Here is a 26817-nt window from a genome sequence, read left to right as displayed (position 1 = left end):
CGAAATGATGGAGCTAGATGTGAGCGAGCGCAGCGGCGCAGAGATATTGATGGACAGCCTGGTCGAGCAGGGGGTCGAAGTCGTCTTCGGCTATCCCGGCGGCGCGGTGCTTCCCATCTATGACGCCCTCTTCAACGACCAGCGCGTCCGGCACGTCCTTGTGCGGCACGAGGCTGGTGCGGCCCATGCGGCCGAAGGCTATGCCCGTTCGACCGGCAAGCCCGGCGTCGTGCTCGTCACCAGCGGGCCGGGGGCAACCAATGCGGTTACCGGCATCGCCGATGCGTTCATGGATTCGATCCCGATGGTCGTGCTGACCGGGCAGGTCGCCACCGCGATGATCGGCACCGATGCGTTCCAGGAAGCGGATACCGTCGGCATCACCCGCCACTGCACCAAGCACAACTATCTGGTGAAGGACCCCGCCGACCTGGAGGCCACCATCCAGGAGGCTTTCAAGATCGCCACCACCGGCCGCCCCGGCCCGGTCGTGATCGACATACCCAAGGATGTCCAGGTCGCCTCCGCGGACGGCAAGGCGCACCAGATGCCCGACCGCTACAACCCGCCGTTCTCGGGCGACGAGGAAGCGATCGCGCAGGCGATCGACATGCTGGCGGCCGCCGATGCGCCGGTGCTGTATACCGGCGGCGGGATCATCAATTCCGGACCCGAAGCAAGCGCCCTGCTGCGCGAGCTTCAGGCCCTGTGCGGCGCGCCCGTCACCTCGACCCTGATGGGTCTGGGCGCCTTCCCCGCCGATCATGGCGACTGGCTGGGCATGCTGGGCATGCATGGGACGTGGGAAGCCAATCACGCGATGAACCGCGCGGATCTGATCCTGTGCTTGGGCGCACGCTTCGACGACCGCGTCACGGGTCGGCTCGAGGATTTCTCGCCCGATGCGCGCAAGATCCATGTCGATATCGACCGGTCCTCGATCAACAAGACCGTTACCGTCGATCTGCCGATCATCGGCGATGTCGGCGAAGTCATGCGCCAGATGATCGCGCGCTGGAAGGCGGCCGGTCACGAGGCGAACGACCTGACCGAATGGAAGGCGCGGATCACCGGCTGGAAGGCGCGGCAGTCGCTCGCCTACCCCAGGTCGGAAGAGGAGATCATGCCGCAGCTCGCGATCGAACGGCTGTTCGCCCTCACCCGCGAGCATGATCCGATCATCAGCACCGAGGTCGGCCAGCACCAGATGTGGGCCGCGCAGCATTTCGGCTTCTTCTCGCCCAACAAATGGCTGACCAGCGGCGGACTGGGCACGATGGGCTATGGCCTGCCCGCCGCCATCGGCGCCCAGATCGGCAATCCCGATGCGCTGGTGATCGACATCGCGGGCGAGGCGTCGATCCAGATGAACATTCAGGAACTGGGCACGGCGAGCCAGTACCGCCTGCCGGTCAAGGTGTTCATCCTGAACAACGAATTCATGGGCATGGTTCGCCAGTGGCAGGAACTGACCTATGAATCGCGTTATTCGAACAGCTATTCCGACGCGCTTCCCGATTTCGTGAAGCTGGCCGAGGCCTATGGGTGGAAGGGCATCGTGATCGAGGACCCCGCCGACCTCGACGCCGGGATCCAGGCGATGATCGACCATGACGGGCCGGTGATGGTCGACTGCCGCGTGGCCAAGCTGGCCAATTGCCTGCCGATGTTCCGTTCGGGCGCGTCGCATACCGACATGATGCTCTATGGTGACGAGGCGCCCGCCGCCATCACCGTCAGCGCAGAAGCGAAGGCATCCGTCTGATGCATATCCAGCACAGGGAACAGGAACGGCACGTCCTGGCCGTCACCGTCGACAACGATCCGGGCATCCTCGCGAAGATAGCGGGGCTGTTCACCGCGCGCGGTTACAATATCGACTCGCTGACCGTGGCCGATATTACCGAGAACCACCGCGTGTCGCGCATCACCATCGTCACCCACGGGCCGCCGCGGGTGATCGACCAGATCCATGCGCAGCTTGAACGGCTGGTGCCGGTCCACAAGGTCGTCGACCTGACCGAACAGGGCCCACATGTGGAGCGGGAGCTGGCGTTGGTGAAGGTCGCCGGCAAGGGCGACAACCGGGTCGAGGCGCTGCGCCTTGCCGACGTCTACCGCGCCAAGGTGGTGGATTCGACCACGCAGAGCTTCATCTTCGAGATCACCGGCGCGCCGGAGAAGATCGACAGCTTCGTGGCCCTCATGCGCGAACTGGGTCTGGTCGAAGTGGGCCGGACCGGGATCGTGGGCATGATGCGCGGGCCGAACGGCGTCTGAGCGCCTTACGCAATTATCAAACCGAAGGCTGCCACCTCGCGCATTGAAGCGGCGGTGCAGCCCGTCTAAGCGCGCTGCAGATACTGCAGGGCTGAAGGGGAAGTGGAAGTGAAGGTTTATTACGACGCCGATTGCGACATCAATCTGGTGACCGACAAGAAGATCGCCATCGTTGGCTATGGCAGCCAGGGCCATGCCCATGCGCAGAACCTGCGCGACAGCGGCGTGAAGAATGTCGCCATCGCGCTGCGTGAGGGTTCCGCCACGCGCAGGAAGGCGGAAGGCGCCGGCTTCAAGGTGATGACCAATTCGGAAGCTGCCGAATGGGCCGACATCCTGATGATCCTGGCCCCCGACGAGCATCAGGCGGCGATCTACAACGACGACATCGCGGGCCGGATGAAGCCGGGCAGCGCGCTGGCATTCGCGCACGGGCTGAACGTCCACTTCGGCCTGATCGAGCCGCCTACGGACATCGACGTCATCATGATCGCCCCCAAGGGCCCCGGGCACACGGTGCGCAGCGAATATCAGCGCGGCGGCGGCGTGCCCTGCCTGATCGCGATCCACCAGGATGCGACCGGCAATGCGCATGACGTGGCGCTGGCCTATGCCAGCGGCGTCGGCGGCGGCCGTTCGGGCATCATCGAGACGAACTTCAAGGAAGAATGCGAAACCGACCTGTTCGGCGAGCAGGCAGTTCTGTGCGGCGGCATCACCCATTTGATCCAGGCGGGTTTCGAAACGCTGGTCGAAGCGGGCTATGCCCCGGAAATGGCCTATTTTGAATGCCTGCACGAGACGAAGCTGATCGTGGACCTGCTGTATGAAGGCGGGATCGCCAACATGCGCTACTCGATCTCGAACACCGCCGAATATGGCGATATCAAGACCGGGCCGCGCATCATCACCCATGAGACCAAGGCCGAGATGAAGCGCGTGCTGGCCGACATCCAGTCGGGCCGCTTCGTGAAGGACTTCGTGCTCGACAACCGTGCGGGTCAGCCCGAGCTGAAGGCGAGCCGCAAGGCCGCCGAAGCGCACCCGATCGAGCAGACCGGCGCGAAGCTGCGCGCCATGATGCCGTGGATCGGCGCGAACAAGCTGGTCGACAAGGAAAAGAACTGATCCTTTTCGCACCTTAGGGCGTCTGAAACATACGAAATCCCGCCGACCAATTGCCGGTCGGCGGGGATTTTTATCGTCTGCTTTCAAGCCGCTTGCTTGGGTAACATGGCTGTGCCTTCTTTATCTGATCCGCAAGCAGGACCAAGTTCACCCCAGGACGGTTCATCCATGGAGGAAACAGCATCATGAAATTCAACCTTAAGACCAAGCTCGCCGCAGCGGCACTCGCCAGCGCCGCGCTTGCCGCGCCTGTCATCGCGCAGGACGACGCGTCGACCCTTCCCGGCCAGATGGATGTGTCGCGCATCACCGCCGGCACCTATACCGCCGATTCCTTGCATACGCTGGTAGGTTTCCGTGTCAACCATTTCGGTTTCAACGATTATTTCGGCATCTTCGGCGGTGTCGAGGGCACGCTGCAGATCGATCCGTCGAACCTGTCGGCGGCAAGCGTGGACGTCACCATCCCCGTGGCCGACGTGACCGTCGCGGCCGAGGGACTGAAGGACCATCTGCTGCGCGCCGGTGGAGACGGCGGCGAACCCGATTTCTTCGGCCCCAGCCCCGCCCCCGCCCGCTTCCAGTCCACCTCGGTCGCGCTGACCGGTGAGACGACTGCCAATATCGCCGGCAATCTGACGCTGAACGGCGTAACCCGGCCGGTCGTCGTTGCCGCCCGCTTCACCGGCGCTGGTGCCAATCCCATGAACAGCAAGCTGACCGTCGGCTTCGAGGGGACCACGACGATCCAGCGGTCGAACTTCGGGATCGACACGTTCGTCCCGATGGTGTCCGATCAGGTCGAACTGGACATCACCGCGGCATTCGAGAAGCAGTAAAGTTACAAGTCCTGGCCGTGCAGGGGCGCCTTTCGGGTCGTCTGGCGCCCCTTTTGCGGCAGGGTTTGGCTTTACAAGCCGCTTCCGCTGCAGCATAGGCAGCGCCATGAACGCAAATCTTGGACTATTGCTGCGACTTATCCGCCCCCGGGCGTGAGGCGATGCGTCGTGTCCACGGCGCGGTTCGCGCCCGGGGGACATGATCGAGATACTGTTGGCCGCGGCAGGCGGATCGGTATCGCAATCGCAGGCAGCCAAGACGTAAAGCGAACAATCCCATGACGATGTTGCAGAACCCCTCGGTCAAATACCGACCGTTTCCGACCGTGCCGCTGGACAACCGCCAGTGGCCCTCGCGCGTGATCGACAAGGCGCCGCGCTGGCTTTCCACCGATATGCGCGATGGCAACCAGTCGCTGATCGACCCGATGGATGCGGTGAAGAAGAACCGCTTCTTCGACACGCTGGTCAAGGTCGGGCTTAAGGAGATCGAGGTCGGCTTCCCCGCCGCCGGCGCGACCGAGTTCGATTTCATCCAGAACCTGGTGCGTGCGGGCCGGATTCCGGACGACGTGATGGTGCAGGTCCTGACGCAGAGCCGCGAAGACCTGATCCGCCGCAGCTTCGAGAGCCTGGAAGGCGCGAAGCAGGCCATCGTCCATGTCTATAACGCGGTCAGCCCGGCGTGGCGCGACATCGTGTTCCGCATGACCAAGGCCGAGGTGCGCGAAATCGCGGTCGCGGGCGCCAAGGTCATCCGCGACGAGGCCGGCAAGCGCCCCGGAACCGACTGGCATTTCGAATACTCGCCCGAGACGTTCTCGACCGCCGAACTCGATTTCTCGATCGAGTGCTGCGAGGCAGTGATGCAGGTCCTGCAGCCCACGCCCGAACGCCCGATCATCCTGAACCTGCCCGCCACGGTCGAGGCGGCGACGGCCAATATCTACGCCGACCAGATCGAGTATTTCTGCCGCAACCTGCCGAACCGCGACAGCGCGGTGATCTCTCTGCACACGCATAACGACCGGGGCACCGGGGTCGCGGCGGCGGAACTGGGCCTGATGGCGGGCGCGGACCGGATCGAGGGATGCCTGTTCGGCAATGGCGAACGGACGGGCAATTGCTGCCTCGTCACCATGGCGCTCAACATGTACACGCAGGGGGTCGATCCGGGCCTCGATTTCTCGGACATCGACGCGGTGATCGAGACGGTGGAATATTGCAACCAGATCCCCGTCCACCAGCGCCATCCCTATGGCGGTGAGCTTGTGTTCACAGCCTTTTCAGGCAGCCACCAGGACGCCATCAAGAAGGGGTTCGAGGCGCACGAGCAGCAGAACGACGAGCTGTGGCGCGTGCCCTATCTGCCGATCGATCCCGCGGACCTGGGCCGCAATTACGAGGCGGTGATCCGCGTCAATTCCCAGTCCGGCAAGGGCGGTTTCGCCTGGGTGCTCGAACAGGACAAGGGCCTGAAGCTGCCCAAGCGCATGCAGCCGCATTTCTCGAAAGCGGTGCAGCGCATGGCCGACGAGACCGGCCGCGAGCTGAATGCCGCGGATATTTGGCAGGCGTTCCGCCACGAATATCACCTGTCGCGCCCCCAGCACTTCCAGCTGGTCGAATATGAGGAAGCGCGCGCCGCCGATGGCACGCGCATCTTTAGCGGCAAGGTTTCGGTCAAGGGCGAGGAGCGGTCGGTATCGGGGCGCGGCAACGGCCTGATCAGTTCGGTCATCGCGACGCTGCGCGACAGTTTCGACCTGGCGCTGGAAGTGAACGATTATTCCGAGCACGCGCTGAACAAGGGATCGGATGCGCGGGCCGCCGCCTATGTCGAATGCGTCACGCCGAATGGAGACACGGTGTGGGGAGTGGGCATCGACGAGGACGTGGCGACCGCCAGCGTTCGCGCCATACTGAGCGCGGCCAATGGCGCGCTGGACCTGCAACCGTGAAACCGGCCCGGCAATCTTGATGCCGGTCCTGCGCGCCCGTTTTCAGCAGAACGGGCGCGTATCCCGCCACAATTGTTCGGCCATCGCGTCGAGGTGCGAGAAATCGACGTCGCTGCCGATGGGATCCTTGCGGTTCAGGATCAGCGGGCTACCGGACGAAGTCAGCAGCCGGCGCTTCAGAGCGCGCTGAAGCAGGGCCATCCGCTCAAGCGCTTCGGCATCGGCACGCTGCCTGGCCGACCGGTCCTTGTCTGGACCACCCTGCGTTCGCCCCTTCTTCCAAGACTGTGACCAAGACATCTCGATCGCAGCGACCCTTTCCAGCACCAGTTCATTGTAAATGCGATGAGGACCGCGGTGCAGCGGCAAGCCATGCCTGAGCGCCAGCCTTTCCGTAGCTGGCAGAAGGACCCCGTTGGCCCCGAAATTTTCAAACCCCAATCCTTTCGGAACAAGTGCCGAAAAGAATCGATCCAGACCTTGGCAAGAGAGGAGTTGCCGGGGCAGCAGATGGTGTCGCTGCCAGCCCGGGGAATACCCGGGCGCGCCCCGCTTGTTGACCGACCTGAACGGCATCGGGGCAGTGGTAGAGGTACTCGCTGTAAAAACCTGCATGCCTGTTTGGCAGCAGTACGCGACCAACTCCTAATGCCAGTCTTATACCAAGGCGCGCTGAGGCCGACTCACGCCGGGGATTCCCAAGCTGGTGATTTTCGGATTCACCATGGCAAGCACATGGAGGCTTGCGATGGCGGCAGCGATTGAGGTTCGATCTGACTACACATCGGCGGATTTGCGCCAGTTTGCGCGACGAAGTGTCGATGCGGATCAAGTCCGACGCCTATTGGCCATTGCGCTGATTCTGGACGGCGGGAACCGCAGCGAAGCGGCGAAGATTGCCGGCGTGACGCTGCAGATCGTGCGCGACTGGGTTCTGCGCTTCAACGAGGGTGGCCCCGACGGTCTGGTAACGCGCAAGGCTCCGGGGCGGGCTTCGATCTTGAATGACGATCAGCGCGCCCGGCTTGCCGAGATCGTCGAGGCGGGCCCGATCCCCGCAGCGCATGGCGTGGTGCGCTGGCGATTGTACGATCTGGCGCAGTGGATCTGGGACGAGTTCGAGCTTTCGGTCACGCGCCACACCCTCGGGCGCGAACTGCGCGCGATGGGTTATCGCAAGCTCTCGGCCCGGCCACGCCATCGCGGCCAGAAGAGCGACGACATTGCCGATTTTAAAAAAGTTTCGTCGCCCGTCTGGCGCAAATCAGGGGGCGGCTTCCGAGAGGAACGCCGATAGAGCTGTGGTGGCAAGACGAGGCTCGCGTCGGCCAGCAGACCAAGCTCACCCGGCGCTGGGCGAAGCGCGGAACGCGGCCATCAGCGCCAAAGGACCAGCGTCGCTCCTCGGCCTGGCTGTTCGGTGCGATCTGCCCCGCCGAAGGCAAGGCCGCCGGCATCGTCATGCCTCGTTGCAACAGCGAGGCGATGAGCATGCATCTCGAGGAGATCGCCTTCCATGTCGCGCCAGGTGCGCATGCGGTCCTTCTGCTCGATCAGGCCGGATGGCACGGATCGGCCGAGCTGGTCGTGCCTGCCAACATTACCCTGATGCCGCTGCCGCCACGATGTCCGGAGCTCAACCCGGTCGAGAACGTCTGGCAGTTCATGCGCGACAACTGGCTGTCGAACCGCATCTTCAAATCCTACGACGATATCGTCGACCACTGCTGCTTCGCCTGGAACAAGCTCGTCGATCAGCCGTGGCGCATCATGTCCATCGGAATGCGCCAATGGGCGCATGGGTACTGATCAATGCACCTTGGTATTAGCGATAAAGGTTAATAAACCCTTCCCTGGGGTCAATCTGCACGTTGATTGCGCCAAAGCCGTCGACCTCGACCGATTGATCCTGCTGGACCGGCCCTTCGCGTACCAGGAAGTCCATGACTCGCATGGCAAGCCGGGCCTGGTCGGTGGGACTCAACCCCTCGTCCGGAAGCACCGCGACGTCCTGTCCCACCAGGACGTCCAGCCCCACCGAGCGCACGACGCCGCTTTCGTCTTTGACCAGGGCGGCAAGACCGAGGGCGGGAAACGCCCCGCCATTCAGCCAGATGCCCACCATGCGGCGGAAATAATCCGCGCCCATCACGCTGTCGGCGCCGGCCCACAGGACCGCGAGCATGTCGGCGTTCAGCAGGTCCATCGCCAGCAGGCATTGCGCCCGCAGCAGTTCAACCGGATCGCCCCAGGCCTTGGCATCGGGACCGGCGGAGATCGTCAGCGACAGGCATTCGCCCGCGACCTCCGCGTCGATATCGAAGCGGTGTTCGGCCAGGCCGCCCAGTTCCGGCGCGAACCGGTTGTTGCCGATGGCGACATGCAGATCCCCATCGGCCCGCGATCCCGGCAGCCGCGCAAACCAGCCGCCGCCCTGAGCCGCATTGAGCATGCGTCCCTGCGAATTCAGGACCGATTGTACATGCCCCTCAAGCACCGATCGCGAGCACCGGAAAAGGAGGGTTAAGGCGAGACCCCGCAACTTCGTTTCGTTCCTACTTTGGCTTGCTTGTCACTTGGGCGAATGCGAACCGATTTTGGGAAAACATTCGGTTAAGTATTGTCACTATACGAATGTGGCATGACTGACGAGGTTCGGCTTGATCCAAAATGGACCTATCCCGTGCCGGGACAGATTCGCTACATCTGTTAATACACGCCCATCGCAAGACCTGCAGCAAGCGCTCCGCCCAGTTCCGCGCAGCGCTGTCGATCGGCAGGGGAAAGATGCTTGTCGGCCATGATTTCCTCTGCGGTCTGGGCGCCGAAATTGCAGATGAGCGGATCGGCGACGCGCCGCAGCCGCCAGCCGGTCGCGATGCGGTCGATCTGGCGGGTCGCATTCTCGCCGTCCGAACCGGCCGCGATCGCGGTCGCATAAGGCTTGCCCTCGATCCGGCCGAGCACCGGGTAATAGCAGCGGTCGAAGAACTCCTTCATCATGCCCGAAAGGGCGGCGAGGTTTTCGGGGCAGACGAACAGCAGCGCCCCGGCTTCCAGCAAATGGCTCGGCACGGCAACCTCGGCGCGGACGAGGTCGCAGGCGATGCCCGGTTCATGCTGTCTGGCGCCGTCGTGGGCCGCCTGCGCCATCGCCCGCGAACCGCCGGTTCGCGAGTGCCAGACGATCAGCAGCCCGTGCGCCGCGCCGCCGTTGTCTGCTGCGCTGTTGTTCGGCATGGGGCTCCTTTCGGTGGCCGGGTATCGTTAGCGGTGGATAACTGCGCCGCGACCTCCCTGCCCTGCAATCTGGCCGCGGAAGGCGTGCTATCGGCATAGGGATGGCTGTCAGGATCGAAGAACGCAATATCAAGGGCTATGTCTGCAACGTGGCCTCCTCGCTTTCAGGGCGGGCGTGGCACTGGCGCGGCGGGAACATGGCGCTGGGCGAGGTATTGGGCGGGGCATCGGGCGCGGGCCTGCTGCGCCAATTGCTGCTGTCGCGCGGCGTCGCGCACCATGATGTCGAACGGCAGATGCAGCCGACGATGCGGGCGTTCCTGCCCGACCCCTCGATCTTCGCCGACATGGACAGCGCCGCCGAACGGCTGGCCCAGGCGGTCCTGGGGGGCGAGGCGATCACGATCTATGGCGATTACGACGTCGATGGGGCGACGAGCGCGGCCCTGCTGATCCGGCTGCTGCGCCAGCTGGATTCCGATCCGGGACATTACATCCCCGACCGCCTGCTGGAAGGTTACGGGCCCACCGGCGAATCGCTTGTCCAGCTGGCCCAGACCGGATCGAGCCTGATCGTGACGGTCGATTGCGGCGCGATGGCGCATGAGGCGCTGGCCGCCGCGGCGGACGTGGGCGTCGACGTGATCGTGGTCGATCACCACAAATGTTCCAGCGACCTGCCGCGCGCTGCCGCACTGGTGAACCCCAACCGGCTTGATTCAAGCGACGATGCCGCCGCGCACGGCCATCTGGCGGCAGTCGGCGTGGCGTTCCTGCTGGGGATCGCGCTTATCCGCGTCCTGCGGCGCGAAGGGTTCTTCGCCGCACGGCCGGAGCCCGACCTGATGGCGCTGCTCGACCTGGTGGCGCTGGGAACGGTGGCGGATGTGGCGGCGCTGCACGGGCTGAACCGGGCGTTCGTGGCGCAGGGACTGAAGATCATGGCGCGCAGGCGAAATGTCGGCATCGCGGCGCTGATGGATGCGGGCCGCGTCACGCGCGCACCGCAGGCGAGCGACCTGGGCTTTGCACTGGGCCCGCGCATCAATGCGGCGGGGCGGATCGGCGATTCCAGCCTCGGCGTCCGCCTGCTGACGACCGAGGATGCCGCCGAAGCGCGCGACATCGCGGCGATGCTTGACCGGCTGAACGAGGAACGGCGCGCGATCGAGGCGGCGGTGCAGGAGGCGGCGGAGGCGCAGCTTCATGCGCAGCACAACCGGTCGGTGCTGGTGCTGGCGGGGCGCGGCTGGCATCCCGGGGTGATCGGCATCGTGGCGGGGCGCATAAAGGAAAAGACGAACAAGCCCGTGTTCGTCATCGCCATCGACGAGGACACCGGCGGCGAAATGCTGCAGGGCAAGGGATCGGGCCGGTCCATCAGCGGGGTCGACCTGGGCGCAGCGGTGATCGCGGCGCGCGAGCATGGCCTGCTGGTCAAAGGCGGGGGGCACGCGATGGCGGCGGGGCTGACCATCGAGGAAGCGCGGATCGAGCATTTCCGCGACTGGCTGGAGGAAAGGCTGGGCCGCGATGTCGAGCGTGCGATGGCAGACCGCGCGCTGACGCTAGACCTTTCGCTGACGCCGCGCGGGCTGCAGCCGCAGCTGGTCGAGCAGCTGGACGCGGCGGGTCCCTATGGCGTCGGATGGCCCGCTCCGCGCGTGGCGGTGGGGCCGGTCACGCTTATCAAGGCCGATGTGGTCGGCCAGGGCCATGTGCGCCTGATCGCGGCGGGACAGGATGGCGCGCGCTTCAAGGCAATCGCCTTCCGCGCTGAAGAGAGCGAGATGGGACAGACCCTGCTGCACGGGTCGCGTGGGCGCAGGCTGTGGCTGGCGGGCCGCGCCAAGATCGACGACTGGGGCAGCACGCCCGCTGCCGAGCTGATGCTGGAAGATGCCGCCTTCGCCGATTGAGCGCCGGACTGGCATTTCGCGGGCAGCGCGGTACAAAAGCCGGCAATGAGCTTTCCCGCCATCATCAGGGACCAGATGCGGCTGTCCCACAGGCCTGTGCCAGCGCGCCTGCCTGGCTGCGTACATGCCGACAGGATCATCGAACTTGCGCGCGACGCGTTCCTGTTCACGACCCCCAGGGGCACGCGGTTCCATTATCAGCGCGGACAGGGTGTTGCGGTCGAACAGGCGGCCACGGGATCGGACCTGGAAACGGACCTTTTCTACAACGGCACTGTCTACGGCGGCGTGGCCTGGCTGAACGGGCTGGTGCCGCTGCATGCGAGCAGTGTGGCGCGCAGCGGCAGGATCATCGCTTTCACGGGGGAGTCGGGAGAAGGCAAGTCTACACTTGCGGCGGCGCTTGCGCGGCACGGGTTCGGCCACCGGTCCGACGATGTGCTGCTAGTCGAGCCGACCGACGATTCGATCAGGGCCTGGCCCGACCGCGACCGGATCAAGCTGTGGGACGATGCGATCGACATGGTACAGGCGCGCCGGCAGGCGGAGATAGAGCCGGGATCAGGAAAGTTCTTCGCCGAAATCGATCAGTTCGGCGGCCAGGCGGCAACGCTTTCAGCGGATGGTCCGTTGCCGCTGACCGACCTGATCGTGCTGCAGACGATAGCAGAGGGCGAACCCAACTTGCAGCCCTGCACCGGATCGGCCAAAATTCCCCAGCTTCTCAAGGCGATGTATCGCATCGAAATACCGGCTCACCTGAATGACGGGGCGAGCTATACGGCAGCTCTCAAGAGATTGGGAACAGGCGTGCGGGTGTGGACGTTGAATAGACAGCGCGATCGCAGCATGTTCGACAATGACATCTGCAGGATCGCCCAGCGCCTGAACACCCTCTAGATACACCGCGCAATTATTGTGCATTTGCGAACTGCGCGGAAAAGTGTATAAGGGACAGGCTGAAACTGCGGACTACTTAAGGTAAGTGAATTATGGAACAGTCGAAAGCCACCTGGACGGAACCGAAGCTGGAAGCGCTCGACGTGGACCTGTCTTCTGTTGCCACCGGTAATAATTATTACATGGACGGCAGCAACACCAACAATTTGGCGCGTAATTCCTGAACGTCGACATACGCAGCCGTGATGCAATCGGCATCGCGGTTGCGCCAAGGCGAAGCGCTTCGAATTTCTGCATATTTTCCGCCCCGTCAGATGCCCCGGCAACTGGCGGTGCTTGTTTATGGGGCTCATCGAACCCGATTGCCCCTTATGGCCTCATCCCGATTATTGTTGGCAAACACGGATCGGGTAAGGCAGAACGCCGCCCATGGCATCCCGCACAGTCGTCAAGATTTCCGAACGCTATGAAGCCAGCCCGATCGACGATGAGCTTCTGCTTATCGATGTCGATACCGGCAAGTTCTTCGCGTTGAAGGATGTCGGGCTTCGGATCTGGGATCTCCTCGATACGGAAGACGATCTTGACGGCATCGCGCGCATCCTGTGCGATGAATACGAGGTCGCTGCGCAGCAGGCCCGCGCTGGCGTGGAGGATTTTACCGCAAGCCTTGTCGATGCGGGTTTCGCCCGCTTCGTCTGACCACAAGATAGGGATACCGCCAGGCGTTGATTGAACGCGCTTGCCATGACAATCATCTGTGGATGACGCGGAACCGATCACGGCTGCTTACGCTGGAAGCGCTGGCGCTGCTGCCGCTGGCGCGATTGCTGGTCGATCGCGTTCCCCTGAAATTCTGGCGCGGCAGTCTGGGAGCGATTGTTTCCAAGGACTTGCTGGGCAATCCTGCGACCGGGCGGGAAGCGGACAGGCGGCTTCCGTCCGCCCTCGCCCGCCGGGTGGAACGCGCCGCTGCCATCGTGCCCTTTCACACAAAGTGCCTGCCACGCGCCGTGACCTTGCACTGGATGCTGAGGCGCAGAGGCATTGCAGCCCTCCTCGTCATTGCGCGGCGGAGGGGCGAGAATCCTTCGCCGGACTTCTATCATGCGTGGGTGGAAACCGGCGGTGACATGCTGATCGGTCATTGCGAGCGGTCGCTTTATATCCCGCTGATGGTCATCACGAACAAGGCCGCGCCTGGTGCGCTGCGCGCGGAGCGCTAGGGGCGATGGGCGCCCTGCTTATCGCTGCCGCGGCCGATCTGGGCGACGGCGGCTGGTGCTCGCAGGATGGCGGCGCATCGCGTGACCGGATCGCGAATTCGCTGGGCCTGGGGCTTGGCGGGCCGGTCGGTTCGGCGATCGCGCCCGGCGCGTTGCTGTTCGCACGCCCTCCGCTAAGGGACGCGCCGCCTGCCCGCCTTGGGGCGCGCCCGCGGCCCTGGAGCGCGCATGTCGGACCGGACGGCGCCCGCGTCCTGTTCGCCGGAGAATTGCAGGACCGCGAGGCCCTGTTGGCGCGTCTTCCCGCTGCGCCGGCGGGAAAGGGCGACGATGCGCTTTACGCAGCTGCCCTTGCCCACCTGGGCAGCGAGTGCGATCGCTTCATCAATGGCCATTATGCCGCGATAGCCTGGTATCCCGAACAGCGCCGGCTTAGACTGGTGCGCGCGCCGCTGGATGCGCCGCCGCTGCATTACTGGCAGGACGGCAAGCGTATCGTGGCCGCATCGACGCCGCGCGCGGCCATCGCTGCGGGGGCCGACCCCGCGGTGGACGAGGAGCATCTTGCCGACGCCCTGTTCCTGAACTTCCGCGATGCGCGGCGGGGGTGGTTCTGCGGCATCCACCGTGTCGCTGCGGGAGAGGTCGTGGAGATCGGCCCCGGCGGCGTCACTCGCAGGCAGTACTGGAAGGTGGAGGATATGCCCGCCGTCCGCTTCGCGCGGGACAGCGACTATGTCGATGCGGTCGAGCACGCGATGCGCAACGCCCTGCGCGAAACGGCTGCAGAGTTCGACAGGCCGGCGGTGCAGCTTTCGGGCGGGCTGGATTCGCAGGCGGTCGCCAGCTTCGCGATGAAGGTGCTGCCTAAGGACACGCCGCTGAAAGCCTATTGCTGGGTGCCGCAGGACGGCTACCAGGCGCTGCCATGGCCGGGCGCCCATGGCGACGAGACCGCCCACGCCTCGGCCTTTGCCGCGATGCATCCGGCGGTCGATTTGGAACTGGTCGACACGGGCGATCTGCCGCTGGATCACCAGGAGGAGACATTCTTCCTGCTGGCCGGGCTAGCCCCGATGGGCGCGGGCAATATGCATTGGGGGCACGAGATCCTGCGCCGCGCCGCCGCGGCGGGACATGGCGTGGTGCTGGACGGGCATTACGGGAACAATGGCTTCAGCTATGACGGGCTGACCGGGCCGGCCACCTGGCTGCGGCAGGGAAGACCTGGCCGTGCCTGGCGCGAAGTCAGGCGGCGCGGCGGCAAGGGTTCGGATGCGCGCCGTTTCCTGAGCCAGGCGGTCATGCCGCATTTGCCCATCCGGCTTCGCCGCAAGCTGCGCGGGATGCGCGGGCGCGCGCTCGATCCCTTCGACAGCTGGTGCCCGATGCGCCGCGATTATGCCGAGCGGGCGGGCGTGCTGGAACGCAGCGCCTCGGCGGGGCACGACCCGCTGTTCCTGGATCTTGCGAGTTCGCGCGAATGGCGCGCGGCCACTTTGGCGGGCGGACAGGGCGACGGGGCCGATACGAGGCTGGCTCTGGAACTGCTGCATGGTGTGCCGATGCGTTCACCCCTCGCCTATCGCCCTCTGTTCGAGCTGACCGCCGGCATTCCCGACGAACAATATCTGCGCGATGGCGAGACGCGCTGGCTGGCGCGGCGCCTGCTGAAGGGGCGGGTGCCGGAACAGGTCCGCACCGAACGGCGCCTGGGCATCCAGAGTAGCGACTGGCCAGTGCGCTGGGGGCGCGAGCGCGAGGCGATCATGGCAGAGCTTGAGCGCCTGTCACGCGATCCTGCCGTCGCCGACATGCTCGATCTGCCGCGGCTGCAGCGATGGATGCGCGAGTGGTCGGGCGAGAATTCGGTCGGCGGGCTGGAAAGCGCGCGTATCTTCTGTGCGGCCGGCCGCGGATTGACCGCGGCACGCTATCTTCGGTTCCAGGCGCGCGGCAATGGCTGAGCAGCGCAACTGGGCCTTCAGCATGCCGCGCCATGCCGAGGCGGAGCGCATCATCGTGCAGATCTGCGGCGGATCGGCCCCGCCGGGCACCCGTTTCGCAGCGCTGGGCCATGCCGACTGGCTGGCACTGGAAGGCATCGCCATGCGCACCCGCACGGCCAATCTGCTGCGCCGGTATCTGGCCGACAACCGGATCGAGGCGCCGGACGACATCCGCGCCGGGCTGGACGATCTGTATCGCCGCCAGTCGATCTATGGCCTCGAACAGAGGATGGTCCTGGGGCGTGTGTCGCATCTGCTGGGAGAGCGGGGCATACCCAATGTCGCGCTGAAAGGCGCAGCGCTGGCCCTCACGGTCTATCCGCAGCCTGCCATGCGGCCCCTTCGCGACATCGACATTCTGGTGCCCGCCGACCGAGCGGAAGAGGCGCATCGATGGCTGCGGGACAATCGCTTCGCGCTGGCCGCGTGGGCGCAGGATTACGGCACCGAATACAACCATCAATTGCCGGAACTGGTCTGCGAGAACGACCAGGTCACCGTCGAGATCCATCACCGCATCTTCTCGCGCGACTGGCACGGCGACGCGGAACTGAGCCCATTGCTGCTGCGCACGGCAACCATGGCGCGGCTGGGCAAGACCGCGGCATGTTTTGCGCACCCGCTCGCCAATTTCCTGCACCTGACGGTGCATGCGACGCTGCACAATTGTTTCGAGAACGGGCCGCTGACGATCGCGGACGTACATGCGCTATGGCGGCAGCCAGAGCTTGACCGCGAGGAACTGGTCGCGGCGGCGGACCGGATGGCGCTGGGGCGCTCGCTCGACCTGCTGCTGGCCGTTGCACTTCATGCGGGGCCGATCGAGGTGCCCGGCTGGCTGGAACCGCGGGTCGCCGCGGCAAGTCCCTTCGTCGATCGCGCGCTGGACGCGATGTTCCAGCTTCCGGCAGAAGTAGAGCAGCGCGCGCTTGTCCGCCGCCTGCAGTTCCGGGAAGCCGAAGCCGGGCCGCTTGCCGCATTGAGGCGGATGATCAGGCCGACGCCGCAAAAACTGGCCGAACTGGCCGGCACGCAGGCGCGCGACCGCAGGCGGTGGATCGGCTATCCCGCCTGGCTGTGGCAGCGCGGGCGGAACTATTTGCGGGGCATCGCCAGCGGATCAGTACGAAGCGCCGCGTACCGCGATGCGCAGATGCTGCGCTGGCTGCGGCAGGATGGAGCCGGCCTTGCCGCGGACCGGGTGGACTCCGCCGCCCATTCGCGTTCGCAGCACGAAGGGTTGACCCCACCGGCCCAAGCCGCCAAACCCAAGGGGTGACAGCACATCCCCACGATCCGCCGCTTGCTCAGCCTCCGCTACTGGATTTTGGCAGGGACGCCCTTTTTCTCGATTTCGATGGAACGCTGGTCGAACTGTGCGACCGGCCAGATGCCGTGCAGGTATCGGAAAGGCTGATCGAAACGCTTCATGCGTTGAGCGAGCGACTGGATGGACGGCTGGCGCTGGTCAGCGGGCGGGCCATCGAAGTGCTCGACGGCTTCGGCATGATCGGGCTGGCAGCCGCTGGAAGCCACGGTTCGGAATGGCGACTGGCTAACGGAGAGCGGAAATACCTGCCCCGCCCCGCCGGACTGGACGTTGCACAGCAGCAATTCGCGGTCTTCGCCGATACCGCCGACGGGCTGCTGTTCGAGGACAAGCCGCTTGGCGCGGCCCTGCATTACAGGCGGGCACCAGGAATGCGCGATGCGGCGCACGATCTGGCGCGGCAACTGGCCGACGATCACAAGCTTCATCTGCAGCACGGGCATGACATGGTCGAGCTTCGCGTACCGGGCGTCGACAAGGGCACCGCCATCTGCGAATTGCTGAAACTGCGCCCTTTCGCCGGGTTTCGCCCGATCTTCCTTGGCGACGACGTCACCGACGAGGACGGGTTCGAAGCGGTCGAGGCTTCCGGCGGCAAGGCGATCCTGGTCGGCGAACCCCGCGACACTCATGCCAGCTATCGATTGTCGGGGGTCAGCGCCGTGAACGAATGGCTTGCCCAGTCGTTGCAATCACAGGCTCCGGAAGGAGCGGCACGAAAAACCGGGGGAATGCAATGAGCCGCCTGATCGTCGTTTCCAATCGCGTATCGATGCCCAGCCCCGACGGATCGCAGGGCGGGCTTGCCGTTGCCCTTCAGGCTGCGCTGCGCGAATCCGGCGGCCTGTGGTTCGGCTGGTCCGGCCGGGAAGTGGACGAATTCAACGGTTCGGTCAGTTTCGAGGAAGTGAGCGGGGTCCGCTCCGCCGTGGTCGACCTGGAACCGCAGGACGTCGAGGAATATTACAACGGGTTTGCCAACCGCACGCTGTGGCCGCTGTTCCACTACCGGATCGACATCGCGAAATACAACCGCAGCTTCGGTTCGGGTTACGAGCGGGTGAACAAGCGTTTCGCCGAACCGCTGCACGTGATGATCGAGCCGGACGATACGATCTGGATCAACGACTATCACTTGATCCCCATGGCATCGCTGCTGCGCGATCACGGGGTCAAGAACAAGATCGGCTTCTTCCTCCACACACCGTGGCCGCCGACCCGGCTGCTGGTATCGCTGCCCCATCACGGGCGGCTGGTGCGGTCGATGTTCGGCTATGACGTCGTGGGCTTCCAGACCGCGGAATGGCTGGAAAGCTTCCGCCATTATTGCGAGAACGAGCTGGGCGGATCGGTCGATGGCGACTACATCACCGTGGATGGCCAGCGCCTGCGCGCCGTGGTCTGCCCGATCGGCATCGATTTCCATAATTTCGTCGAATCAAGCAATACCGAACTGGCGAACCAGCTTGCCGAGCGGATGCGGATTTCGCTTCGGCAGTTGACGATGATCGTGGGGGTTGACCGCCTCGATTATTCCAAGGGGCTTCAGGAGCGGCTTGTCAGCTTCGAGCACATGCTGCGCGCCCATCCGGAATTGCACCGGTCTGTCGTGCTGGTACAGGTTGCCCCGCCCTCGCGCGGCGAAGTCGAACAATATCGCCATGTTCGCGAGGAACTGAACGAGCTGGCCGGCCGGATCAACGGCATGTTCGCCGAAGTTGACTGGACGCCGATCCGCTACGTCAATCGCGGCTATCGCCGCGAGGAGCTGACCGCGCTGTACCGCGCGGCGCGGGTCGGGCTGGTGACTCCGCTGCGCGACGGCATGAACCTTGTCGCCAAGGAATATATCGCGGCGCAGGATCCGGAAGATCCGGGCGTGCTGGTACTGTCGCGCTTCGCGGGTGCAGCGGCGCAGATGCCCGAAGCGCTGCTGGTAAACCCCTACGCCCCGGAAGAAGTGGCCGATGCGATCCAGCGCGCGCTGAAAATGCCGCTTGCGGAGCGAAAGTCGCGCTTCAAGGCGCTGCGTGAAGGGGTGGAGAAGGAAGACGTCCACTGGTGGCGCGAGAAATTCGTAAAAATGATCGAAGAAACAGAGACAACCCGATAAGGGGCTGACCGGGAACCAGGATTACGCTTGGGCTTTTCGGCATACTGGCAGGCGATCGTTCCGCCGGCGGGAGAGAAGATCATGAAGTTGCGTTGCCGTGTGATCGTGTCATGCGCCCTGGGCCTGTGCTTGGCAGGTCTGCCGGGCTGCGACGCGGCGAACGAGACGGCGGTCCTTGACGCTCCGGTAAAGGAGACCCCCGATCCGGCACGGGCCGAAGCGTCGATCAAGGAAGCGCAGGCCGCCCGTATCGCAGCGCTGAACCGGCGTGATGTCGACGGCGCGGTGTCCGTTTATGCGCCCAACGCGACGCTGGTCGTGCCCAATGCTACGCCGCTTACCGATCCGGCGTCGATCCGCGCCAATTATGCGTCGCTGCTGGGCGACGACGGTATGGTCATGACCGTTACGCCAACCCGCACCTGGGTTTCCGCCGGGGCGGACTTCGCTGTTACCACGGCGAGGATTACGGTGCACAGAAATTCGAACGGCGATCGGCCTCGGATTGACACTGGAATTGACAGTGCCAGTCAGTCGGTGTGGCAGCGGCAGGCTGATGGCACGTGGAAGATCGTGTCGGAATATAATGTCGCACTTCCGGCCCGCGATACCGATGCCGATCAGGCAAACACCGGCACGTCCGGCGAAACGGGCGACGAGGTCGCGATCGGCGTTCCAGCAGACTAGAAGGTCGCCGTAACACGGCGGGTGCCTGACCGCTCGTCAGGCACCCGCTCCAATTCTTGCGTCGGTGCTATCAGCCTGCGGGAGCCATCAGCTCGCTCATGGCCAGCTGCACGCGCTGCTGCAGTTCCGGATCGCTCTGCACCTGGGTGGTGATCTCGTTGAAGCGCTGCGGTGTCAGGCCCTGTTCGCTGACCGTTGCGACCATCTGCGTCTGCTTTTCTTCGGCAGCCATCGCTGCATCGGCGTCGATCTTCTGGATGTCGACCATGGCGGCGGCATAGCTGTCGACTTCGGCATCGGTAATCTGCGCCATGGCCGGCGCCGGCGTGGCAGTCGCGGGTGCGGCGGGTGCTTCGGCCGCCTGGGCGCCCATGGCGTGGCCGGCGTGGTCGGTCGCATCCTGCGCGATGGCGGGTGCCGCAGCGGCGGCGGTGGTCATGGCTGCAATAAGGATCAGCTTCTTCATCTCGTCAAACTCCTTGTCATCGGGACGTGACGGGAGATCCTGACAAAGCCGGCCGTTTTCAATGTCCGAGCGGTCATCGCGTGCGTCAATTGGGGCGAAATTGAGGCAGGCGTGCACCGCGAGCGACGAGTCGTTGACGGTCGCATGCCGGTCGAGCTGTTCCCGCCCGCCCCCGGCAGCGGCGGCAAAGCGGCGCAGGCTGGGGCTGAACCTGTACCGCTTTTTCGGGAAGGAGGGCGCATATTGCACCGACCGAGGCGCGGGGCGGTTGACACAGGCGACATGTCCTACAACGCCTGTCACCCCGCCCTTTCCCGCGGGAATACGCGGGTTTTCGGGGTTCGGTTGACACGCTGGGGGTCCGGGGAAAAAGAGCGGATCAGGCATTGGAGCCGTACCAGCCTTCCAGCGCGCCCTGATAGGTGCGGGCGCGGCGCAGCGCCTCGGCGCCTTCGCGGCCGGCTTCGTCGTCGGTCCAGTCGAGCGGGCCGGTTTCGATCCGCTGAAGCAGTTCGTCGAAACCCTTGGCGCTGTATTCGCGGGCCAGCTGGTGGCGGCCGACCTTCCACGGGTTGGCGGCGATCCAGATGGCCAGACGCTCGTCATACTGGCGCGAGGTGCCGACCAGCTCGCCCTTGTAGTAGTGCGGAACCTCGACCCCGTTGATCGCGCGGTCGAGCATCGCATGGGCGAGCTGGGTAATGCCCGCCTCTAGCGCAACTTCCCAGCCCAGCGCGAAAGGCGTGCCGACCAGACGGTCGCGCAGCTTGTAGGCGGACTGGCGCGAGAGACCAACGGCGGAAGCGGCCTGCGACACGGATTGCGAGGCGGCGAGTTCGCGCAGGAAGGTCGTCATCTTCGTATCCGTCCGGTGAAGGCCGCAGCGTGATGCCGACCGGAGTGTAGGTCGGGTTACGCGGCGATCGCGTTCGGACGGGGCGCCCAGTTCCAGGGCAGGAGTTCGTCGAGCCGGGTGGCAGGATGATCGGCGATGCGCGCGAGGACATCGGCAAGCCATGCCTGCGGATCGACGTCGCCCAGCTTCGCGGTCTGGATCAGGGTGTAGATGATGGCGGCGCGTTGCCCGCCACGATCGGATCCGCAGAACAGCCATGCCTTGCGGCCAAGCGGGATGCAGCGCAGCGCGCGCTCGGCGGCGTTGTTGGTGAGGCAGATGCGGCCATCGTCGAGGAAGCGGGTGAACGCATCCCAGCGCTTCAGCATGTAGAAGCAGGCCTTGGTGAGGTCATGACCGCGCGATAGCTTGGCGACCTGCGCGGTAAGCCAGGTGTGGAGCTCGGCCATCAGCGGCGCGCTGAGTTCCTGACGGACTGCGAGCCGCTCGGCAGGACTCTTGCCGTTGATGCCGCGCTCGATGTCGAACAGGGCGTCGAGACGCTGCACGGCTTCGAGCGCGATCGGATAGATCATGCTGCTGCGCTGGCCGCGGCTCTTCTTGCGGGCTGAGCTCAGGACATCGGCGAGCTCGAAGAACTTGCGCCTCGCATGAGCAAAGCAGCCCGCTTCCAGCACGGGACCGGGGGCGCGGTCCCCGCGATAGAGATCGTTGTAGCCACTATAGGCATCGGCCTGCAGGATGCCGGACCATGCCGCGAGATGGGCTTGCGGGTGCTCGCCGCGCCGATCGCGCGAATAGTGGAACAGGGCAGCTGGAGGATCGGTGCCTGCAAAGGGACGATCATCGCGTACGTAAACCCATAATCGCGCCGTATCGGTCTTGCCCTTCGCCATGACCGGCACGGTGGTATCGTCACCGTGGATCCGGGTTGCAGCCAGAACATGCGCCTCGATGAGCTTGTAGATCGGCATCAGCGCATGGGCAGCTGCCCCGACCTGATCGGCAAGAGTCGAGAGGCTGAGCGGCACGCCTTCGCGGGCAAACCGCTCGGCCTGGCGGTTGAGGGGCTGGTGCTGTCCATACTTCTCGAACAGGAGCATCGCGAGGAAGCTGGGTCCGGCCCATCCGCGGGGCACCACATGGAAGGGCGCGGGGGCCTGCGCAATCTTCTCGCAGTCGCGGCACGAGAACTTCTCGCGCACCGTCTGGATCACCTTCCACGAGCGCGGGATGACCTCGAGCGTCTCGGTGACGTCTTCGCCGAGCTTCGAGAGCCGATCCCCACCGCAGGCCGGGCAGGAACAGGGCGCAGGCACCACGACGCGCTCGCGCGGCAGATGCTCGGGGAACGGCTTCCTTGTCGGGCGCTTGCGCTCGAAGGCGGTGACCGTGGCGGTCTTGGCCGCCGCTCCCTCGGCGATCAGGTCGTCTTCGGCGGCATCAGCCTCGAGCTCTTCGAGCTGCAGCTCCATCTGGTCGAGCAGACGGCGGCTGCGTTCGGCGCTGGGGCCATACTGCTCGCGCTTGAGCTTGGCGATCTGCAGCTTGAGGTGAGCGATCAGCGCCTCGATAGCGCTCTGGTGGGCCATGGCGTTGGCAAGCCTGGCCTCTGCCTCATCGGCCTTGCGGGCCATCGCCACCACCAGCGCCTTGAGCGCTTCGACATCGTCCGGAAGGGGCGAAATGGCGGCTTCCATAGACCGGAGTGAATCATCATCCACCCTCTGCTGCAAGGGCAAAACACCGCCTCGCGCCGATTATCCGGCGCTCTGCGGCCGCCATGTATACTGCGGGCTGCGCCAGTCGATCCCCTCCAGCAGGCAGGCCAGCTGCGAGGGGGTCAGCGACACCGTTCCCTCAGTCGCTGAGGGCCATACGAACCGGCCCTTCTCTAGCCGCTTGGCGTAGAGCGACATGCCGATCCCGTCGTGCCAGATGATCTTGATCAGCGAGCCTGCGCGGCCACGGAACACGAACAGATCGCCGCCGTGCGGATTACGCTTGAGACCCTGCTGCACCAGCAGCGCCAGGCCCTGCATGCCCTTGCGCATATCCGTGTGGCCGAGCGCGATCCACACCCGCGCGCCCGAAGGGATCATCGCAGCCCCTTCAGCGCCGCAGCGACCAGGGCCGGCGGTGCCGCCGCGAAAATGCTCAGCCGCTTGCCGCGCGGCAGGTCGATGATCATCGCGGGGTGCTCGGCAGCGCCGGCCGCCATCACATCTTCGTCGATCACCGCTTCGGCGAACACCGGCGTCGGAAGTGCCTCGGGCAGCTCTGCTTCCCGCTCCACGCCTGCATCGAGCAACTTGCGCCGCCAGGTGTAGATCAGCGCCGAAGAAATATCGTGCCGTCGGCACACCTGGGCGACGCACGCGCCCGGCGCGAAAGCCTCGGACAGGATCTGCAGTCGCTCCTCATCGCTCCACCGCCGCCGCCGCTCCGGCCCCGAAAACACCGTCACCTGACCCATCGACCACTCCTAAGCACGCTCACAAGAGCACGCTTAAGAGCGCTCGATACCTATCCACGCAAGGCGGCCCTCGCCGGAGGGGTACTCATCTTCTCGCGCGTCCAGCTGTTGTGGTGCGCAGCGCGAGCGGGTTTCAGGGCAGGCTTTATGGCGATGGTCATGATGAAGGCTCCAACTAAAAAAGAAGGGGCGCGGCAGCGCCCGAAAAGCGCAGGTCAGGAGGGAAAGCGCAAAAGCGGCGCAGAGCAGGTCGGGAGGGGCAGCGCGAGACCGGGGCGCGAAGCGACTCCCGCAAGCGCGAACGCGCGCCGCCGCTTATGCGGCGAAGCCAAGGCCCCCGGATGGGGGCCGCCCGGCGTCTGAGGGACTAAAACAAAAGACTCAGGCGAATTACGCCAACGTCGCGGATCACCCGCAACCGGCAACATCACGGCCAGCGCGACCGCCGCGGCGTGGGATATGCAAAGGTCCGCGCCCTGCCCCACAGCACTTCCTCATTATGAAGGTGCTGGAGCGCTATCTCGGCGGTGGAAGGCGTCCCGGTCGTACCCATCCGGTGAGGCCCGCCTTGTCCGGCGAGTGAACGACCGGTCTTAAGAGCGCTCGTATGAGCGAGCTTGGGAGCGGAGCATGGGTCAGATCACGGTGATGACGGGGCCGGAGCGTCGTCGGCGTTGGAGCGAGGAGGAGCGGATTGAGATCCTCTCCGAGGCCTTTGCGCCGGGCGCCTGCGTTGCCGATGTATCGCGGCGGCGCGACGTTTCGACCAGCCTGATCTACACATGGCGTCGCAAGTTGCGCGAACAGTCGGCGGCTGCGTCCTTGCCGGTACCGGAGATAAATTTCGCCCAGGCCGTGCTCGCCGATGATGAGCAGCCTGCCGATCACGATCCGTGTGCCGCGGTCACGGTCGATCTTGGCAATGGTCGGTGCGTGCGCATTTCGTCGAATGCGCCTGCCGCACTGGTTTCGGCGACCTTGAAGGCGCTGCGATGATCCCATCGGGCGCGAGGGTCTGGATCGCGATGGGCCATACGGACATGCGCAAGGGCATGCAGGGGTTGGCCTTGCAGGTTCAGCAGGGCCTGAAGCGCGATCCACATGGCGGCGACCTGTTCGTGTTCCGAGGGCGGACGGGATCGCTGGTCAAGATCATCTGGCACGACGGCATCGGCATGTCGCTTTATGCCAAACGGCTCGAGAAGGGTCGCTTCGTCTGGCCCTCGGCGAGAGAGGGCATCGTCTCGCTGACCAATGCCCAATTGTCCTGCCTGCTGGAGGGGATCGACTGGCGTAACCCGCAATATTCATGGCGTCCGCAGAGCGCCGGATAGGGGCTGCATTTTCTTCGTTGGCTGGCGCATTTTGGGCTTTGACCGAAGGCCGATCTGTGATTCCATGCCCCTTATGGACACGGCCGCATCGCCCCTGCCGGATGACGTCGAAGCGCTCAAGGCGCTGCTGGCCGCCGCGCTCTCACGCGCCGATGATGCCGAGGCACGCCTTGCCAAGGCCAGGGCCCGCGAGAGCGCGATCGAGGCGCTGATCGCGCACCTCAAGCTGCAGATCGCCAGGCTGCGTCGCGAGCAATATGGCGCCAGCGCCGAACGCAGCCGACGTCTGCTCGACCAGCTGGAATTGCAGCTCGAAGATCTCGAGGCCGATGCCTGCGAGAATGATTGCGCTGCCGAAGCCGCTCCGGCGAAGACGAGCGAGGTTGCCGCGTTCGACCGCAAGCGCCCGAGCCGCAAGCCGTTCCCCGAACATCTGCCCCGCGAACGCGTCGTCATCCCCGCGCCCTGTTCGTGCCCGTCCTGCGGCAGCGCGCGTCTGTCAAAGCTGGGAGAGGATATCACCGAGACGCTGGAAGTGATCCCGCGCCAGTGGAAGGTGATCCGGACGGTGCGTGAGAAGTTCTCCTGCCGGGATTGCGAGACGATTACGCAGCCCCCGGCGCCGTTCCATGTCGTGCCGCGCGGATGGGCCGGGCCCAGCTTCCTCGCCATGCTACTTTTTGAGAAGTACGGTCAGCACCAGCCCCTCAACCGGCAGGCCGAGCGCTTCGCCCGCGAAGGCGTAGCGCTCAGCACCTCGACCCTGGCCGATCAGGTCGGTGCCGCCGCCTTCGCACTCATGCCGCTCTACCGGCGGATCGAAGCCCATGTGCTGGATGCAGCCCGGATCCATGGCGACGATACGACCGTGCCGGTCATGGCGAAGGGCAAGACCGATACGGCGCGCCTGTGGGTCTATGTGCGCGATGACCGGCCCTTCGCCGGCTCCGATCCGCCAGCAGCCTTGTTCCACTATTCCCGCGATCGGCGCGGTGAGCATCCACGGGAGCATCTGGCGTCCTGGGCAGGGATCCTGCAGGCCGATGCCTATGGCGGCTACAACGAGCTTTACGCTCCCGGTCGTCAGCCAGCACCCGTGATCGAGGCGGGCTGCTTCGCGCATGCACGGCGCAAATTCTTCGAGCTGGCCGATGTCGAGGGAGCCGCGCGCAGGAGAAGCCGCGGCGAACGCACCGGCATGATCTACCCGATCGCGCTAGAAGCCGTGCAGCGCCTCGATGCCCTGTTCGAGATCGAGCGCGGCATCAACGGCAAAACGCCAGGCGAGCGTGTTGCACTCCGGCAGGAACGCAGCGCGCCGCTGATGGCGGGCCTGCACGCCTGGCTCACCGCGCAGCTCGCGAAGCTGTCGCGCAGCCATGATATGGCCAAGGCCATCAACTATATGCTCCGGCGCTGGGGTGCCTTCACCCGGTTCCTCGATGATGGCCGGATCTGCATCACGAACAACGCTGCCGAGCGGGCGCTGCGCTGTGTGCCGCTTGGCCGCAAGGCATGGCTGTTCTGCGGTTCCGACCGCGGCGGACAGCGCGCGGCCGTGCTCTACACGCTGATCCAGACGGCCCGGCTCAACGATGTCGATCCGCAGGCGTGGCTGGCCGATGTCCTCGCGCGCATCGCCGGACATCCTGCCCACCGGATCGACGAACTACTGCCCTGGAACTGGGAATCTGGGCGAGCCAGAATCGCAGCTTGATGGCGCACGTTAACAAGGTCCATTCGGTCAGCACGATCGCACTCGTAGCGCGTCATCTAAGCGTCGAAGAAGATCTTATTGCTGAACTCGCGTCGGGCATGGACCCGGAAGACGGGCTGATATGGGTGTACAGCCTTGATCGTCCGGACGGCGCGATGGCATTTACCGAATACGGCGTCGAAAACCTCACAACACTCATCGCCGACCACGATATATAGCACTGCCGCGGCCTTCACCGGATGGGTACTCCCGGTCCCGATCCGCCCAGCCTCGACATGCGCGCGCCAGCGGCGGGCATGGTCGATGGTATCGCGGTCCGATGGTGCGGGGATTTCA

At 64.9% G+C, this 26817-nt stretch carries 28 protein-coding genes; 20 read left to right on the top strand and 8 right to left on the bottom strand.

Annotated elements, in window-relative coordinates; all coding sequences use genetic code 11:
• Positions 1 to 7 precede the first annotated feature (7 nt).
• The 5 genes from ilvB (at position 8) to leuA (ending at position 6208) form a co-directional block, all read left to right on the top strand.
• Positions 8 to 1765 carry a biosynthetic-type acetolactate synthase large subunit gene (gene ilvB / locus A9D14_RS06035; protein ID WP_066848433.1) on the top strand — a complete coding sequence of 586 codons (1758 nt, stop codon included), beginning with the start codon at positions 8 to 10 and terminating at the stop codon, positions 1763 to 1765.
• Positions 1765 to 2280, top strand: coding sequence for an acetolactate synthase small subunit (gene ilvN / locus A9D14_RS06030; protein WP_066844005.1), 516 nt, complete (start codon positions 1765 to 1767; stop codon positions 2278 to 2280). Before ilvB ends, ilvN begins: the two co-directional genes overlap by 1 nt.
• A 108-nt stretch (positions 2281 to 2388) precedes the next feature.
• Positions 2389 to 3408, top strand: a complete 1020-nt coding sequence (gene ilvC / locus A9D14_RS06025) for a ketol-acid reductoisomerase (protein WP_066848430.1) — start codon at positions 2389 to 2391, stop codon at positions 3406 to 3408.
• Between the two features lie 185 nt (positions 3409 to 3593).
• On the top strand, positions 3594 to 4247 hold the full coding sequence (locus tag A9D14_RS06020) for a YceI family protein (RefSeq protein ID WP_066844002.1): 654 nt from the start codon (positions 3594 to 3596) through the stop codon (positions 4245 to 4247).
• A gap of 278 nt (positions 4248 to 4525) precedes the next feature.
• Positions 4526 to 6208 carry a 2-isopropylmalate synthase gene (gene leuA / locus A9D14_RS06015; RefSeq protein WP_066843999.1) on the top strand — a complete coding sequence of 561 codons (1683 nt, stop codon included), beginning with the start codon at positions 4526 to 4528 and terminating at the stop codon, positions 6206 to 6208.
• A gap of 42 nt (positions 6209 to 6250) precedes the next feature.
• Here leuA and A9D14_RS06010 read toward each other — a convergent pair whose 3' ends face one another.
• The gene (locus A9D14_RS06010; protein ID WP_083987694.1) at positions 6251 to 6784 is read right to left on the bottom strand and encodes an AHH domain-containing protein; all 534 of its coding nucleotides are present in this window, start codon (positions 6782 to 6784) and stop codon (positions 6251 to 6253) included.
• A 172-nt stretch (positions 6785 to 6956) separates the two neighbouring features.
• On the opposite strand from A9D14_RS06010, the gene A9D14_RS06005 reads away from it, so the two are divergent.
• Positions 6957 to 8017 (top strand): IS630 family transposase gene (locus tag A9D14_RS06005; RefSeq protein ID WP_232468819.1). Its coding sequence is split into 2 segments (ribosomal slippage): positions 6957 to 7449 and positions 7449 to 8017, totalling 1062 coding nucleotides; the frame shifts between segments, so codons are not numbered across the junction.
• A gap of 16 nt (positions 8018 to 8033) precedes the next feature.
• On the opposite strand, the gene A9D14_RS06000 is transcribed toward A9D14_RS06005, so the two are convergent.
• Together A9D14_RS06000 and A9D14_RS05995 are read right to left on the bottom strand one after the other, a co-directional pair.
• Positions 8034 to 8660 (bottom strand): hypothetical protein, encoded by a 627-nt coding sequence (locus A9D14_RS06000; protein ID WP_087910473.1) that lies wholly within the window; start codon positions 8658 to 8660, stop codon positions 8034 to 8036.
• 257 nt (positions 8661 to 8917) lie between these two features.
• Positions 8918 to 9448: a flavodoxin family protein gene (locus A9D14_RS05995; RefSeq protein WP_066843988.1), complete on the bottom strand. Its 531-nt coding sequence runs from the start codon at positions 9446 to 9448 to the stop codon at positions 8918 to 8920.
• 101 nt (positions 9449 to 9549) lie between these two features.
• On the opposite strand from A9D14_RS05995, the gene recJ reads away from it, so the two are divergent.
• The 10 genes from recJ (at position 9550) to A9D14_RS05950 (ending at position 19632) form a co-directional block, all read left to right on the top strand.
• Positions 9550 to 11367 (top strand): single-stranded-DNA-specific exonuclease RecJ, encoded by a 1818-nt coding sequence (recJ, locus tag A9D14_RS05990; RefSeq protein ID WP_066843985.1) that lies wholly within the window; start codon positions 9550 to 9552, stop codon positions 11365 to 11367.
• Positions 11368 to 11412: 45 nt separating this feature from the next.
• Entirely contained in the window at positions 11413 to 12267 is an 855-nt protein-coding gene (locus A9D14_RS05985) for a hypothetical protein (protein ID WP_066843980.1), read from the top strand.
• 92 nt (positions 12268 to 12359) lie between these two features.
• Positions 12360 to 12491, top strand: a complete 132-nt coding sequence (locus A9D14_RS20265; protein ID WP_269769225.1) for a hypothetical protein — start codon at positions 12360 to 12362, stop codon at positions 12489 to 12491.
• Positions 12492 to 12696: 205 nt separating this feature from the next.
• Positions 12697 to 12969 carry a PqqD family protein gene (locus tag A9D14_RS05980; protein WP_066843977.1) on the top strand — a complete coding sequence of 91 codons (273 nt, stop codon included), beginning with the start codon at positions 12697 to 12699 and terminating at the stop codon, positions 12967 to 12969.
• A gap of 26 nt (positions 12970 to 12995) precedes the next feature.
• A complete protein-coding gene (locus A9D14_RS05975; RefSeq protein ID WP_157668159.1) occupies positions 12996 to 13493 on the top strand; it encodes a lasso peptide biosynthesis B2 protein in 498 nt (165 codons plus the stop codon).
• Between the two features lie 5 nt (positions 13494 to 13498).
• Complete coding sequence (locus tag A9D14_RS05970) at positions 13499 to 15460, top strand: asparagine synthase-related protein (RefSeq protein ID WP_066843971.1); 1962 nt, start codon at positions 13499 to 13501, stop codon at positions 15458 to 15460.
• Complete coding sequence (locus tag A9D14_RS05965; RefSeq protein WP_066843968.1) at positions 15453 to 16781, top strand: nucleotidyltransferase family protein; 1329 nt, start codon at positions 15453 to 15455, stop codon at positions 16779 to 16781. Before A9D14_RS05970 ends, A9D14_RS05965 begins: the two co-directional genes overlap by 8 nt.
• The gene (gene otsB / locus A9D14_RS05960; RefSeq protein WP_232468817.1) at positions 16778 to 17572 is read left to right on the top strand and encodes a trehalose-phosphatase; all 795 of its coding nucleotides are present in this window, start codon (positions 16778 to 16780) and stop codon (positions 17570 to 17572) included. The genes A9D14_RS05965 and otsB overlap by 4 nt, the downstream gene beginning before the upstream one ends.
• Entirely contained in the window at positions 17569 to 18945 is a 1377-nt protein-coding gene (locus tag A9D14_RS05955) for an alpha,alpha-trehalose-phosphate synthase (UDP-forming) (RefSeq protein ID WP_066843965.1), read from the top strand. Before otsB ends, A9D14_RS05955 begins: the two co-directional genes overlap by 4 nt.
• 81 nt (positions 18946 to 19026) lie before the next feature.
• Complete coding sequence (locus A9D14_RS05950; RefSeq protein ID WP_157668158.1) at positions 19027 to 19632, top strand: YybH family protein; 606 nt, start codon at positions 19027 to 19029, stop codon at positions 19630 to 19632.
• Positions 19633 to 19702: 70 nt separating this feature from the next.
• Here the strand turns inward: A9D14_RS05950 and A9D14_RS19410 are convergent, their stop codons facing one another.
• The 5 genes from A9D14_RS19410 to tnpA (A9D14_RS05930) form a co-directional block, all read right to left on the bottom strand.
• A complete protein-coding gene (locus tag A9D14_RS19410) occupies positions 19703 to 20215 on the bottom strand; it encodes a DUF4168 domain-containing protein (RefSeq protein ID WP_198302057.1) in 513 nt (170 codons plus the stop codon).
• 262 nt (positions 20216 to 20477) lie between these two features.
• The gene (locus A9D14_RS19405) at positions 20478 to 20954 is read right to left on the bottom strand and encodes a hypothetical protein (RefSeq protein ID WP_066843960.1); all 477 of its coding nucleotides are present in this window, start codon (positions 20952 to 20954) and stop codon (positions 20478 to 20480) included.
• A 56-nt stretch (positions 20955 to 21010) separates the two neighbouring features.
• Complete coding sequence (gene tnpC, locus A9D14_RS05940) at positions 21011 to 22654, bottom strand: IS66 family transposase (protein ID WP_066843956.1); 1644 nt, start codon at positions 22652 to 22654, stop codon at positions 21011 to 21013.
• 60 nt (positions 22655 to 22714) lie between these two features.
• Entirely contained in the window at positions 22715 to 23056 is a 342-nt protein-coding gene (tnpB, locus tag A9D14_RS05935; RefSeq protein WP_066843954.1) for an IS66 family insertion sequence element accessory protein TnpB, read from the bottom strand.
• Positions 23053 to 23430, bottom strand: coding sequence for an IS66-like element accessory protein TnpA (gene tnpA, locus A9D14_RS05930; RefSeq protein WP_066843951.1), 378 nt, complete (start codon positions 23428 to 23430; stop codon positions 23053 to 23055). Before tnpA (A9D14_RS05930) ends, tnpB (A9D14_RS05935) begins: the two co-directional genes overlap by 4 nt.
• A gap of 630 nt (positions 23431 to 24060) precedes the next feature.
• Here tnpA (A9D14_RS05930) and tnpA (A9D14_RS05925) point away from each other — a divergent pair.
• The 4 genes from tnpA (A9D14_RS05925) to A9D14_RS05910 all read left to right on the top strand — a co-directional run bounded on the left by tnpA (A9D14_RS05925) (position 24061) and on the right by A9D14_RS05910 (position 26699).
• The gene (gene tnpA / locus A9D14_RS05925) at positions 24061 to 24426 is read left to right on the top strand and encodes an IS66-like element accessory protein TnpA (RefSeq protein WP_066842361.1); all 366 of its coding nucleotides are present in this window, start codon (positions 24061 to 24063) and stop codon (positions 24424 to 24426) included.
• Positions 24423 to 24764: an IS66 family insertion sequence element accessory protein TnpB gene (gene tnpB, locus A9D14_RS05920; protein WP_062068002.1), complete on the top strand. Its 342-nt coding sequence runs from the start codon at positions 24423 to 24425 to the stop codon at positions 24762 to 24764. The genes tnpA (A9D14_RS05925) and tnpB (A9D14_RS05920) overlap by 4 nt, the downstream gene beginning before the upstream one ends.
• Positions 24765 to 24837: 73 nt before the next feature.
• Positions 24838 to 26481, top strand: coding sequence for an IS66 family transposase (gene tnpC / locus A9D14_RS05915; protein WP_066842363.1), 1644 nt, complete (start codon positions 24838 to 24840; stop codon positions 26479 to 26481).
• Positions 26478 to 26699: a hypothetical protein gene (locus tag A9D14_RS05910; RefSeq protein WP_198302033.1), complete on the top strand. Its 222-nt coding sequence runs from the start codon at positions 26478 to 26480 to the stop codon at positions 26697 to 26699. Before tnpC (A9D14_RS05915) ends, A9D14_RS05910 begins: the two co-directional genes overlap by 4 nt.
• Positions 26700 to 26817 lie beyond the last annotated feature (118 nt).

This window comes from Croceicoccus marinus, from assembly GCF_001661675.2.
Lineage (GTDB): Bacteria > Pseudomonadota > Alphaproteobacteria > Sphingomonadales > Sphingomonadaceae > Croceicoccus > Croceicoccus marinus.
This window is presented reverse-complemented; position numbering and strand designations above follow the sequence as displayed.